At 40.0% G+C, this 14,410-nt stretch carries 9 protein-coding genes and 2 pseudogenes; 2 read left to right on the forward strand and 9 right to left on the reverse strand.

The features are described from left to right. A pseudogene (locus B9T35_RS16775) lies at positions 1–323 on the forward strand (3-oxoadipate enol-lactonase); the annotation flags it as partial. Between the two features lie 216 nt (positions 324–539). Here the strand turns inward: B9T35_RS16775 and B9T35_RS16780 are convergent. The 6 genes from B9T35_RS16780 to B9T35_RS16805 form a co-directional block, all read right to left on the reverse strand. Then, a complete protein-coding gene (locus tag B9T35_RS16780; protein ID WP_086192274.1) occupies positions 540–1,286 on the reverse strand; it encodes a class II aldolase/adducin family protein in 747 nt (248 codons plus the stop codon). Positions 1,287–1,297: 11 nt separating this feature from the next. Continuing rightward, the gene (locus B9T35_RS16785; protein WP_086192275.1) at positions 1,298–2,290 is read right to left on the reverse strand and encodes a ketopantoate reductase family protein; all 993 of its coding nucleotides are present in this window, start codon (positions 2,288–2,290) and stop codon (positions 1,298–1,300) included. Positions 2,291–2,315: 25 nt separating this feature from the next. Further along, positions 2,316–3,002 carry an ABC transporter ATP-binding protein gene (locus B9T35_RS16790; protein WP_086192331.1) on the reverse strand — a complete coding sequence of 229 codons (687 nt, stop codon included), beginning with the start codon at positions 3,000–3,002 and terminating at the stop codon, positions 2,316–2,318. Between the two features lie 83 nt (positions 3,003–3,085). Beyond that, a complete protein-coding gene (locus B9T35_RS16795; protein WP_086192277.1) occupies positions 3,086–4,888 on the reverse strand; it encodes an ABC transporter permease subunit in 1,803 nt (600 codons plus the stop codon). Continuing rightward, positions 4,885–5,922 carry a branched-chain amino acid ABC transporter permease gene (locus B9T35_RS16800; protein WP_086192279.1) on the reverse strand — a complete coding sequence of 346 codons (1,038 nt, stop codon included), beginning with the start codon at positions 5,920–5,922 and terminating at the stop codon, positions 4,885–4,887. The genes B9T35_RS16795 and B9T35_RS16800 overlap by 4 nt, the downstream gene beginning before the upstream one ends. A gap of 94 nt (positions 5,923–6,016) precedes the next feature. Next, positions 6,017–7,159, reverse strand: coding sequence for an ABC transporter substrate-binding protein (locus tag B9T35_RS16805; RefSeq protein WP_086192280.1), 1,143 nt, complete (start codon positions 7,157–7,159; stop codon positions 6,017–6,019). Between the two features lie 461 nt (positions 7,160–7,620). Between B9T35_RS16805 and B9T35_RS16810 the strand changes: the two genes are divergently transcribed. Next, complete coding sequence (locus tag B9T35_RS16810; RefSeq protein ID WP_086192282.1) at positions 7,621–10,086, forward strand: penicillin acylase family protein; 2,466 nt, start codon at positions 7,621–7,623, stop codon at positions 10,084–10,086. A 69-nt stretch (positions 10,087–10,155) separates the two neighbouring features. Here the strand turns inward: B9T35_RS16810 and B9T35_RS16815 are convergent. The 3 genes and pseudogenes from B9T35_RS16815 to B9T35_RS16825 all read right to left on the reverse strand — a co-directional run bounded on the left by B9T35_RS16815 (position 10,156) and on the right by B9T35_RS16825 (position 14,348). Then, positions 10,156–11,086 (reverse strand): annotated as a pseudogene (locus B9T35_RS16815) (transporter). A gap of 103 nt (positions 11,087–11,189) precedes the next feature. Continuing rightward, positions 11,190–12,680 (reverse strand): aldehyde dehydrogenase family protein, encoded by a 1,491-nt coding sequence (locus tag B9T35_RS16820; protein WP_086192283.1) that lies wholly within the window; start codon positions 12,678–12,680, stop codon positions 11,190–11,192. A gap of 66 nt (positions 12,681–12,746) precedes the next feature. Continuing rightward, positions 12,747–14,348, reverse strand: coding sequence for a GMC family oxidoreductase (locus B9T35_RS16825; RefSeq protein WP_086192333.1), 1,602 nt, complete (start codon positions 14,346–14,348; stop codon positions 12,747–12,749). Between the last annotated feature and the right edge of the window lie 62 nt (positions 14,349–14,410).

Raw genomic sequence — 14,410 nt, forward strand, 5'->3', positions numbered from 1 at the left:
GTTGGTTTACCAATCCCTTTATCCAAAGTAACACAGCAGTGGTGGATACTCTTCAAAACGACTTGGCAGCTGGCAATGCCGAAGGTTATGCAAGTTGTTGTGAAGCTTTGGCTAAAGCGGACCTGCGTGAACAGTTAAAAGAGATTACTGTTCCTGTTCTTATTGTGGCCGGAATCCAAGATCCTGTGACGACAGTAGCAGATGGTCAATTTATGTTAGATCGTATTCCAAATGCGAAGATGTTTGAAATTAATGCATCGCATATTTCAAATATCGAATGTCCAAATGAGTTTATACATGCTTTACATACTACTTTTAATTAGTTGAGTATTCCTCTTTAGATGCAATACTAGCGTATTGCATCTTTTTTAAGTATTAAATTTATATTTTAAAAGCATTATCAAATACAAAAAATAAGCAAAATATAGTAAATCATAAACGCCTATTTGCTGTAAATATTCAAAATACCGCCAATTTTAATGACATTTACTTTAAAACCATTTCAATCAAAATTAAAAGCTTTTTGATACTCTATCTTTTCAACGTGCTCCACACATTTTTCTAACCATTGCATTAAAGAATTTATTGGCAAATCCGCTGTCACGAATCAGCAATGCCGTTAAATCTGTGCATTTTTGCTTAACATCTTCACTGAGCGGAAAATCTTCCCCTCTCAAAGCATCTGCTTGGCATTGAATTTCAGCAGCACGCTGTACAGTCCACAGTAAAAAAAATGCTTTTTCAATACTGCTTTCTCCTACAGCAATTCCATGATTTCGCAAAACTAAAATATGCTTATCTGCAAGATGCTGAATCATCCGCTGTTTTTCTTCTTGAAACAAAGTGATGCCTTCGAAAGTATGATAAGCAACTCGGCCATATAACTGCGCGCCATAGAAGCTGTCATAAGTAAAGCCATTTTTTTTCTGTACCACTGCACTAATCGGTGTTGTATGGGTATGAATCAAACAGCGTATATCATGCCTAGCCCCATGAACAGCACTATGTAAAGCAAACCCTGCAGGGTTCGCATCATATTCAGAAGGTTCTACTTTATTTCCCTCTAAACCGACTTTCAATAAATTTTCTGGTGTCACTTCACTATAATTCAGCCCGAAAGGATTAACTAAATAATAGTTTTCTTCACCTGGCAACCTCGCGGAAATATGATTAAAAATTGTTTCAGTCCAGCCAAAATAATCGACTAAATGATAGCAATCCGCCAGCTTCACACGTAATTCCCATTCCTGCTGCCCGATATTCAAAGGTTGAATACTTGCGTTCATAAAAATCCTTTTTAAATCTTCAATGATTGTTCACTTAAATATGCCGTTAAATTACAAATATGCTTCGTAACTGGCATAGGACAATTAAATTGCTCGGCCAGTTCAAAAACAGCTTCTGCTATTCCTGTCATTTCTAAGGGCTGTTTCTTTTGGTAGTCATGCCACATCGATGTATGCACATTGCCCATATTTGTCCCTAGCTGTAAAAAAGTCACTGGATCAATAGTAATACGCGCACCATAACTGGCGGCCACTTGTCGGACTTCTTGGGTAATTTGCAACGCCATTTCATGTAAGCGCGGATGTGCATAGACATCTTTTAAAGTAGCGCCTGTTACAACAGAAAGTGGGTTCGAACTTAAATTGGCAATTACTTTGGTCCAAATCTGATCCCGAATCTGGTCGGTAACCCTTAACTCAATCCCTGTATCTACAAAAAGGCTTTGAATTGTTTCTAAGCGCTTCGTCACTTGATTATTTGGCTCACCTAAAATCAGCAAATATGGATTATCTGACTCTACTTTTCCATATCCCTTCAGTCTTGCTGTGATAAACACCACAGCGCCGATTAAATGTGCTAGAGGAAAGTGCTTAATCAATTGCCTATTTTCGTCTAAACATTGAATGGCCTGTATATCATCAGTGCTTTGCCCTTGATAAAAATACCAAAATGGAATGCCGTTCATGAGTGGAATAACCACAGTTTCAGCATGCAATACAGGCCGAATAAATGCGGCCACTTGATGAAGCGCATTTGATTTTGTCGCAATAAAAATAATATCTTGTGGCTCAAGTTCTGCGATATCTTGCACAACCTGATAGGGTATCAACTGATATTCGCCGGTTAAATCCTTCAGCTGAATACCTTTACTGGACAGCGCCTGATAATTTTCACCGCGTGCAATTAGGCTGACACATTCACAGCCTGACAAAATGAGTCTAGCGGCTAATGTACAGCCAATGGCTCCAGCGCCTAAAATAGCAATTTTGGCATTTTTTCCCATCATGCACTCCTGCTTAAATGCAACATTAAATAGAAAGAATGTCCTGATGCTTACTGTTAATCCCTAAATAACTTTCAATAATTCTTGGGTCTTCCACAAGATCTTGACCCGTCCCTTGCATAGACAATTCGCCCATTTCTAGCACATAGGCATAGTCAGCCAGCTTCAAGGCTGCGCGCGCATTTTGCTCTACCAATAAAATAGACACACCTTGACCACGTAGCTGATCAATAATTTTAAAAATCTCTCGGGTAATTAAAGGCGCTAAACCAAGACTCGGTTCATCTAGCATCAACAGTTTAGGCTTTGCCATAAGCGCACGCCCCACAGCCAGCATTTGCCGCTCGCCACCTGATAACGTGCCTGCTTCTTGAATCCGCCGTTCTTTTAAACGCGGGAAAATACTATAAACTTCATCCAGCGTTTCTTTTAAACTGCGGTCACCTTGCCTATAACGTTGAAATCCGCCCAGCATGAGATTATCTTCAATGCTCATGCTGCTGAACAATTCCCTTTTTTCAGGTACTAAGCCTAGTCCGCGTACGACCATTCGCTCTATCGGCGGACATTGCTCGACACTGCCGTCAAATTCAACATCCCCTTTTGAAGCAAGAACTCCCATAATTGCAGAAAGTAATGTGGTCTTCCCTGCACCATTTGGACCAACAACAGACACAATCTGCCCCTCATTCACCCTCATATTAAAATTCATCAACGCATCAACTTTGCCATAGGCAACGCTTAAATTACTGACTTCTAATAAGCATTTCCCTTGCGTATTTTCTATTATCACACTCACGCTGCGCCTCCTAAATAGGCTTCTAGAACAGCTTCGTTCTTTTGCACATCCTCTGGCAAGCCTTCTGCTATTTTTTCACCAAACTCCATCACTACCACTTGATCGACCAAATTCATCACAAAATCCATGTCGTGTTCTACCAATAACGTTGCCATGCCTTCTGCTTTCAGTTTCATTAATAGCTCAGTCAAAGCCTGCTTTTCTTTCAAACGCAGACCCGCAGCAGGTTCATCCAATAACAATAAGCTTGGCTGCGCACATAAAGCGCGAGCAATTTCAAGAATCCGCTGCTGTCCTAATGCCAAATTCCCAGCTTCGGTATAGAGATAATCTCCTAACCCGACTCGCTTTAATTGAAGCTTTGCTTCATTCAATAAATTATTTTCTTCTTCACGGTCTAACCTGAATAGCGAAGCCCAAACGCCTTTTTTACCGCGTAAATGCGCGCCAATTACTACATTTTCCAACACCGTCATTTCAGGTAAAATTTTGACGTGCTGAAAGGTTCGACTCAATCCTTTTTTAGCAATATCACGTGAGAGCATGCCATTGATTTTTTCACCTAAAAAGATCACTTCACCGCTGGTTGGAACATCAACACCGGACAGCTGATTAAACATGGTGCTCTTTCCTGCGCCATTCGGGCCAATAAGCGCCAGAATTTCACCTGCATGAATTTTTAGATTCATGTTGTTGTTGGCGACTAAACCGCCAAATTTTTTCGTCACATTTTTCGCTTCTAAAATCAGCGTACCTTTTGGGGGAAATTCCAGAGTAGGAAGCGTTTGAGTAGGTGCTGTTAATTCTGTATGCATATCATTTGCTCTAAACCGTGACGGTATGAGCTTAACAATCATTGGCCATAAACCAGATGGAGCTTTTTGCATCAACAAGACAATCATTAAGCCAAAAATAATGGTTTCATACTGACCATCATTGCCAAAAATAATCGGCATTAAGTCTTGCAGCCATTGGCGCAGCATCGTGAATATGCCTGCTCCAAATATTGCGCCCCAAATACTCCCAACACCTCCAAGCAAGGCCATGAACAAATAATCAATCCCCATTTGTAAACCAAAAGGTGTAGGATTAATAAATGATTGGTTATGCGCATATAACCAGCCTGAAATAGAGGCAAAAACTGAAGATATAACGAATACTACCATTTTGGATCTAAAGGTATTTACCCCCATAGACTCGGCCATGACTTGTCCGCCTTTTAACGCCCGTATCGCACGGCCTTCTCTAGAATTCAAAATATTTTTGGTCAAAATAATGGCCACAAATAAAATTAGCCAAATGAGATAAAACATTTTATTGCTAGTATCTAAAGCATATCCAGCAATAGAAATGCTCGGAATATTAGAAATACCAGAATGTCCGCCTAAACTTTCAATGGTTGAGAAAAAGTAATAGAGTGATATACCCCAAGCAATGGTCCCTAAAGGCAAGTAGTGTCCAGACAGTTTTAACGTCAAGCCTCCCACAATAAATGCCGAGAAAACTGTCAAAACAATCCCTAAAAGCAGCCCCGCCCATGGACTGCCGCCCGTCCACATTAAAAACTGTGGCAGCTGTTCTGTTACTGTTAAATAAGCTGTCGAATAAGCGCCAATTCCAACCAAAGCTGCTTGACCGAAACTGGTCATGCCGCCAACCCCAGTCAAAAGTACTAAGCCTAAAACGACTAGAGCATTCAGCCCGATATAATTAAGAAGGGTGACCTGATATGCAGGTAAAATGAACGGGCTAAGAACCATAAGTGCAGCAAAGCCTGCAAATAAATATTTAGACTTCATTCATGGTCCTCCTCAATGTGACGAGACGTTAAAGATTTCCAAAGCAAAAATGGAATAATGAGAGTAAAGACAATGATTTCTTTATAATCGCTGGCCCAAAACATAGAAAATGCTTCAATAATGCCAACGGCAATAGAACCTGCTGCCGCCACTGGAAAACTTGCTAAGCCACCAATAATTGCACCAACAAAACCTTTGAGGCTAATAATAAAACCAGAGTCATAATACAACGTGGTAATAGGCGCAATTAAAATACCCGCAAATGCCCCCATAAAAGCCGCCATTGCAAAGGTAATTTTGCCTGCAAAAATAGGAGAAATTCCCATTAACTGTGCCCCAACCCGATTCACCGCAGTAGCTCTTAATGCTTTGCCATAAAGTGTCTTTCCAAAGAAATACCACAGCACAAAAATCATGCTAAAAAATGCAGCAATAATATAAAGGGTTTGACTGCTGACAGCTAAGCTTCCAAATTGATATACAGCATCACTGAATGGCCTAGTCTGTGCACCATCTGGACCAAAAATTAACAAGCCAACACCAACTAAAGCCACATGTACAGCAATAGAAACAATGAGTAGCACTAATGATTTAGCAGCCACTAAAGGCTGAAAAAACAAACGATAAATTTGTGGCCCAAGCGGTGTAATGACAGCCAAAGCAAGTAAAACTTGAATAAACATTGGCAGGCTCGCCAATGGCAGCAAATACATTGCCCCAACAATTAGCGTAATGTAAACAGCCCAGAGACTGTGGCTTCTTAAATTAAATGGAATCTTATTTTTAAAACTTGCATAAAAATCCAGAAGTAACTGAACAGCAAAAAATATGACCAATAGCCAGACAATCCTGCTTGGTGTTCCGGCTTGAATAGACGCAAGTGTCAGTGCACCAAAAACACTGAATTCACCTAAAGGTATGAGTAAAATTCGGGTGACAGTAAAAACCAATAAGATGCATAAGGCGAGCAATGCATAAATTGCCCCACTCGTGATCCCATCCTGCCCAAGAATTAATGCGATATCTAAATCCATGACCGCCTGATCCTTGCTATTTTTCAGAAACAAATGCTCTCTAAGTGCAATTGCACTCTGAATTGAATAGCAGATTAATTAATTTAAAAATTTATTACTTCAACAATTTCCATTGCCCATTTTTTACAGTGACCATGACCCGACCACGCTTATCAAAACCGCTATGATCCATTGGCGTCATGTTATAAACACCTTGTGTCCCTGCTAATTCTTTGGTTTGTTCCAATGCTGTGCGCAATGCTTCGCGGAATTGAATACTTCCCGGTTTCGCCTGCTTTAACGCTACTGGAATCGCTTTTTCTAAAAGCAGCCCCGCATCATAGACATTCGCACCAAATGTCGCTGGGTATTCACCATACATTTTTTTGTAATTATTCATGTATTTCAAAGCAACTGGCTTAGAAGGATGCGTATTATCAATTTCATTAATGACAAGCATCAAGCTAGCAGCCAAAATAGTGTTATCCACTTTTTTCCCGCCCAATTTTAGAAACTGATCTAAAGCTGCACCATGAGTTTGATAAATTTGCCCACGATAGCCACGATCATATAAAGCAGCTTGTGGAGTAACTGCAGCACTTCCCGGAGCTGCAATTAAAATGGCTTGTGGTTTACTCGCAATAAGTTTCAGCGCTTGACCAGTTAATGATGTATCTTGACGCTGAAAAGATTCCTTCTGTGTAATTTTAATACCTTTGCTCGCTGCTAAATTAGCAACGACTTTACTCCAGTTCTCTCCATACGGATCGGCTGTACCAATAAATCCTAACGTCTTAATTTTACGTTTAACCATATCATCGACTAAAGCCTGAGCAATAAGATCATCATTTTGTGTGGTCTTAAATACCCATTTTTTTTGTGGATTCATCGGCAACACAACAGTGGATGTACCAACAGGTGCAAGCAAAGGAACTTGTGCTTTGGCAATTATTCCAATGACTGCACTGGCATTTGGTGATCCAGACGGGCCAATAATGGCATCTACATTGCTTTCACTGATCAATTTGTTAATTGCTTTTACGCTTGCTGTCGGATCACTCGCATCATCCAAGGAAATATAAGTGACTTTTTCACCGCCAATCGATTTAGGCAGCAACGCAACTGTATTTTTCTGCGGAATTCCCACCATTGCTACGGGGCCAGTAGATGAGGTGACAACACCTATACGCACTTCTGCATGAGCAGTTACAGAACCCGTTGCTAAAGCAGAAACAAGCAATATTTTATTGATTTCCATATGACAAACTCCATTTATCATTCATTAAAGAGTCTCACGACTGCATTTTTTATAACATAAATACATGTAATTTTCTTGTTAATTTTAAAAAATATCATTTATCTTAAAGTTAATTCTTCAGAATACATTCACTCAAAAATATCTAAACTAAAATGGTTTTTGCAGAAAAACCTTCTATAGCATTTATACACCTTAAATAAAAACAAATTATAATACAGAATCTTATGTTATTTAACACTATATTTTAATTCATAAATGAAGCATAAAAGTATTTTTAAATTAGAGAAAGTATAACTTTATACCTATTCAATAGTGGAAAATTACATGGATAAGTAATAATTTAAAATAATGAACAAGGCATGTTCATAGGTGAATTTAGCCACTTTGTATAAATGGCTACAGCTTAGTTGATTCACTTCTAAATTATAATGAAAGCAAGGATCTTTAAATTGAAAAATCATATGCTGAATGATCAGCCTCCTTATAGAAATATTTTAATTCGATACGGAATTTTAGGCTTAAGTTGTATACTTCTCGCAGGATGTAACTCCTCTTCAACTTTAGATCCAGCATCTGCTCCAAAACAGGTCACCATTAAGCGCGATAACTTTGGAACCCCGCATATCTATGCAGACAATACATTCGGACTGTTTTATGGATATGGATATGCTGTCGCCACAGATCGGCTATTTCAGATGGAAATGTCTAAACGGACAGGTAAAGGGACAGTAGCCGAAGTCTTAGGTCCAGACTACTTGCAATATGATATTGCGACTCATAGCCGATTTAACCCTGAAAACATTAAACAGCAGCTCGCTCAACTGTCTCCAGAAGACCGCGCAATTTTTGAAGGCTATGCAGCCGGCTTTAATAAAAGAATCAAAGAGATTCTAGAAAACCCCGAGCTCATGCCAAAAGAATTCATCGATTATGATTTCAAGCCATCAGCATGGCAACCCGAAGATATTGCAATGATTTGGGTGGGATTGATTTTGAACCGTTTTTTTGCATCTAGTTCAGAAATATCTAATTTAGATCTGCTCACTCAGTTGCAAAAAGAAAAGGGACAAGATGAGGGTTTAAAAGTTTATCAGCAATTACGCTGGCTGGATGATCCGAGTGCTCCGACAATTATTCAGTCAGGGCAAAAAACTCAGCTTTCAGCACACCAGAAGCAAGCCTTCACAAAAGTTCAGCCTATCTCAAAACAAGCAGCAGAAAATTATTTAACTCAAGCACGTATTGCTTTAGGCAAAGGGGTCATTGATGGTGTACCCACTGCAAGCAATGCATGGGTTCTAAAGGCTGATAAAACATTGGAGGGACAAGCTGTTTTATATAACGGCCCTCAGCAAGGATGGTATACCCCTGCTATTACCTACAGTATTGGCTTACATGGTGCCGGTTATAATTTAACAGGCATAACTCCTGTCGGCCTGCCTGCTATTTTATTTGGGACCAATGGCAAAATTGCATGGGGTTCAACTGTCGGCTCACTAGATACCAACGATTTTTACCAGCTAAAAATCAATCCAAATAATCCCAAAGAATACCTATACCAAGGAGCATACATTCCTTTTGAACATCATCAAGTCAAAATTAAAGTACGAGCACAAGCAGACTATGACTTAGATGTTTATAAGAGCAAACAAGGTTTTGTTAATGCTTGGGATGAAAAAAATCAAATTGCTTATGCGCAAAAACGTAGCTGGGAAGGTGTTGAGGTTGAAACATTATTGGGTTGGGCAAATGCAGCCAAAGCCACCAATTGGGAGGGATTTTTAAAACAAGCCAACCGTGTTGCAGCTTCCATCACGTGGTTCTACGCTGATACAGATAATAATATTGGTGTTGCTGCATTAGGCCGTTTGCCTATCCGTCCAGAAAATCAGCATCCTCAGCTTCCTGCTCAGGGCGATGGCTCAATGGAATGGCAAGGTTTCTATGATTTCACTCATAATCCGAAAGAATATAACCCTGAAAAAGGCTATATTGCCAGTTGGAACAATAAAGCTTATGCAGGTTTACGCTCAGACTCATCTAATTTTTCTCACGTAGACCGTGTCAATGAGTTATTAGAACCCCTCGAAAGTAAACAAAAGCTGAGTCAGCAAGAGATTTGGGACATTAATAAAACTGGCGCATGGGCTGATCTCAACGCACGCTACTTTATTCCTTCTATGATTAAAGCGACACAGAATCCGAAAGCATCTGAGGCTGCAAAAAAAATAGCACCTTTACTAGCCTCTTGGGATTACAAACTTCGTCCAGATCAAAATGCCAAATATTATGAAGGCGCAGCTCCTGCTATTATGCGTATGTGGCTTAATCAAATGATTGAGTTAGTACTAAAGCCCAATTTATCAGAAAGTATTTACAGTCGTTATACCGATACGCTTTATCCTGTTAATTTAGATCCGCGCAGTACTCAGCCCGCTGGTGCATCCAAATTAATTTGGAACGCACTTCAAGGAAAACAATCAGGTGTTCCTCAACAAATTGACTTCTTAAAGGGGCAATCTCCTGATGATGTTATTTTAAATGCTCTTGAAAATACATTAACAACACTATCTAAACAATACAAATCTGCAGATCCAAATGATTGGAAACTTCCTGTTGCGACCATGGGTTTCTCCAGCAAAAATTCAGTCGGCATTCCGTGGGCGGATCTGGCGCATCAGCAAAAATTGAGTACTTACGGAAATACAGGCAGTGCCTCTTTTAGAGTGGTACTAAATCCAAATCAAGTTAGTATGTGTTCAATTCTAGCACCTGGTCAAAGTGGATTTATTCATCGCAATGGAAAGACCGATGTACACTTTGCTGATCAGCTCCCATTATTTGAAAACTATCAATGTAAGGATGATGCGGTAAGCCAAAAGCAAATTGATCAAGTGACACAACAAAGTATGACTTTAACCTATTAATTTTTAGTTCTAAAACGCCCAATATATAGATATATTGGGCTGTTTAGATTTTAAAGTTTATCCAATCCATCATTTATCAAAATGATGTACATACCGGAAAATCATGCCGGTCCCTTGTGGTCGATTTTCTGCATCTTGTTCAAAATAAGCATTTGCAACAAGATGGTCATGGGGAGAAAAACTATACATCGCCCCTGGACCGATCGCCCAGACCTGTTCACGTCGTCCTTTGACATTTTCACCATCCACCTGTGTATCGGTGATTTGATTGAGCCAATATCCATTTATTCCTAACCGAAGCTGTGGTGTGACTGCATAACTACTTTCAAAGTTGGCATGTAATGCTTGCCCAGCCTGTATGTCTTCAGCATTCCCAAAACTATAATTTGGATCATTATTCTTAAAGTTATAAAGATAGTGTAAGCGTGTCGAAAGTGTCCATTTGGGATTCAGCCAATAGGTTGCAGCCCAGTATGGATCAAGTGACACTGCATTGGCACCAGGGTTTATATCCTTATTATGATCGTATTCACCTGTAGGTAAATTGATTTGAAATTCAAAACGATGGGGAAACTTAGGCCCGTCTTGCCCCATCACTGGATCAAATTGGATAAAAGGGCCGATAATAATGTCGCCCAATCCCTTATTTGCTTTAATGGCTTGATTATTGAGGCCATCATCCACATCTACATGTGCCAAGCACAGGAATCACCATATTTAAGCCAAGATTACCACTGCCCAATTTGATATCTGACATATAACTGATTTGCTGAACAATCGATTGATACTCAATCTCTGACTGAGGGAGTGCGATTTTGTTGCCATGTGTATCGCGAATACTATCCGCGCGATAATTCTGAAAATAGGTTTGTGCATACCAACCACTACCTGCTGGAACTGCACCGTCTACAAAACTCGATAGACCTAAATTCACAGTTGGCAGATCACTGGCAAAACTTGTATGCGTAATAAAAATCAGACCCAGTATTTTCTTATTCATCTTCAATATCCTTATTGTTGAGGTAAAATCCTCCTACAGGTAGCAATTGATGCTGCTACCTTTTTCTAACTAGATTTGCCTGTTTAAATAATATTGTGCATTTTTAATAACGGATCATCACTGACTTTAATTCAGTGTAATCCTCAATAAATGCGTCTGAAAATTCACGACCCAGACCAGATGCTTTGACTCCACCAAAAGGAACGGCAGGATCAAGGAATGTGTGCATATTCACCCAGACTGAGCCTGCTTCAATTTGCGGAATGAGTCGCAAAGCTTTCGCCAAATCATTGGTCCATATACTTGCAGTTAAACCAAAACGAGAATGATTCATCATTGAAATTAACTCTTCATCACTTTCAAAAGCAATCACATCCACCACAGGTCCAAATGTTTCCTCAATAAATAATGGATCATCCATACCCCGCACTGTTAATAAAGTTGGCTCTACAAAATAGCCTGTTCCTGCAACGACTTTACCACCACAAATGATTTGATTATTTTGATGAGCAAGATCCAGATAATGTTTAACCTTCTCAAAATGTGGCTTATTTGAAAGTGGACCAAACATAGAGGATTCATCCAGCGGTGAACCTATTTTAAATTGCTGAAGAGCTACGGCTGCTTTTTGAATAAACTCTTCATATTTAGAACGATGCACAAAAAAACGTTCTGGTGCTGCACACACTTGACCTTGATGGACAAAACTGGCTTGTAAAAGTGTTGGTAAAATTTCATCTATTTGAGTATCCGCTAAAATCGCAGCTGCATTTTTTCCGCCTAGTTCTAAGCTGACACGGGTTAAATCGTTATGCATCGCTTGTTTGCCAATCGCAATTCCTGTGGGTACAGAACCTGTAAACGAAACTTTTTTAATCTTTTTAGAGTCAATTAAATATTGGCCAGTTTCTCCTGTGCCTGTGACAATATTAATCACACCTGCGGGGATGCCTGCTTCTATTGCAAGCTCGGCTAAACGTAATAATGAAAGTGTTGTGAACTCACTAGGTTTAAGCACGATTGTACAACCCGTTGTCAATGCCGAACCAATCTTCCAACATCCGATCATCAAGGAAAAATTCCACGGCACGATCCCTGCCACAACCCCAACAGGTTGACGCACCGTATAAGCTGTATATTTTTCACCATTGGCTGAGGGAATAGAAGGTTGCATGGTTTGACCATGAATTTTGGTGGCCCAACCAGCAAAATATCTTAAAAACACGACAGTCTGAGCAACTTCTAAGTGTCGAGAAAGATTAATCAACTTGCCTGTAGTCAAAGTTTCTAGTTGTGCTAGTTCCTCCGTATGCTGTTCAACCAGATCAGCAAGCTTATTCAGCTTTTGCCCGCGCTCATAAGGTGATGTATTGGCCCAAACATTTAGAAAAGCATCTTGCGCACTGTTTACAGCGGCCTCAACATCGGATTTAGTCCCAATCGTAATACTTGAAACAGCCTGTTCCGTTGCTGGGTTAATCAGCTCAATTCGAGTACGCGTATCATCGAATTCAATATGTTGGCCATGAATAAAATGACCGTGTTGACGTTGCAAAAAAGTTTGGACACTCGCTAAAATTTGTACTTGGTTCATCTTATTATCCTGTGTTCTATATAAAAATCTTGGCAATTTAAGTTCAGCAATTTCTATGAGATTCAGTTATGCATTTAGAATAAAGTCAGCACCGCGCTCACCAATCATGATGGCAATGGCGTTGGTATTTCCACTTGGTACTTGTGGGCAAATGGAACAGTCAATCACGCGTAAATTTTGAAAACCATACACTTTAAGGGTTTGGTCAGTAACGGAGTCTTGTGAAAAATTGCCCATTTTACAGCTGCCTGCGGGATGGTAGACCGTTTTAATATTTTGACGCATCCACAGATCAATCGCAGCAATGTCATCGGGATCGATATTTGCTGGTTCAATAATGTCTTTGACTATAGATTTTAATACAGGCTGTTGTAGTAAACGCAGCCCTGCCTGAACCGCGCGGATATTGGCATCAATATCTTCTTGATGACCTAAATAGTTTGGATCAATGGTCGGCAAAGCATTTGGGTCTTTACTGCTTAAACGTAAACTGCCTCGTGCTTTGGGTTGTACATGTCCAACCTTAATGGTGAGACCATGTTCTTGTGCCACTGCTTTTTCACCTGGCGTATTATCAAAATTATCCAGTACTGGCAAGAAATGGAACTGTACATCAGGTCGGCCATGGTTATTGGTATCAATAAAGCCACCGCCTTCTAAAATATTAGACGTTAATAAACCAGAACGGGTAAAGCGCCATTGTAAAAAGTGCCGTAGTGCTTTTAAACCTTGATCTTCCCCAAGCAAGCTATTCTTGGTTTTAACAGTTGCATTCACTGACATATGTAAATGATCATGAAAATTCTCACCCACAGGTAAGTCTTGAATACATTCAATACCCAGTTCATTTAAATGCTGTTTTGGGCCAATCCCTGAGAGTAATAAAACTTTTGGACTACCAATTGCACCAGCACTGACAATAATTTCTTTGCTTGCGTGTACAGTAACAGCGGATTTTCCAGCAATGCTATAGGTTACGCCTGTCGCCCGACCGGCATGTGTTTCGATTTTATGAACCAGTGCATCGGTCACCACAGTAAGATCTGCAAGATGTTCAACCGCTTTTAAATAGGTCTTTGCAGTACTGGCTCTTTCACCACGCAAGGTTGTGGTTTGATAAAAGCCGACACCTGCTTGATCCCATCCATTGAGATCATTGACATATTTCATCCCCATTTGCTGACCTGCTTGAATACAGACAAGTGTTAAAGGATGACGATAACGATTTTCACTGACAGGTAAAATACCCTCTTGTCCGTGATACTCATCCGCAAGGCTTTCATTCTTTTCAGCTTTTTTAAAAAATGGAAGCACCTTTTGATAAGACCAATTGTTACAGCCCCATTCAGATGCCCATAGATCATAATCCTGACGTTGTCCACGACAGTACACCATGCCATTGACAGAGCTACCTCCGCCAAGAACTTTTCCTTGTGCAAGAATCATTTCACGGTGATTACAATGTTTTTGTGGAACCGTCATATACGGCCATGATTTTTGTTGAAACACTTTGATCACTGTTGCAGGGATCGTATGGAACATACTATTGTCCTTCGTCCCCGCCTCTAAAACCAGCACTCGTCCTGCTTTTGCTTGTAATAATCGTGCTGCGACCACACAGCCTGCCGACCCTGCCCCAATAATAATATAGTCATATTCTGCTTGCATCATGCTTGCCTACTCATTCAATTCCTTGAATAAGATTTCACCATGATTACAGCGGATGTTCT

The organism is Acinetobacter sp. ANC 3832, assembly GCF_002135415.1.
GTDB lineage: Bacteria > Pseudomonadota > Gammaproteobacteria > Pseudomonadales > Moraxellaceae > Acinetobacter.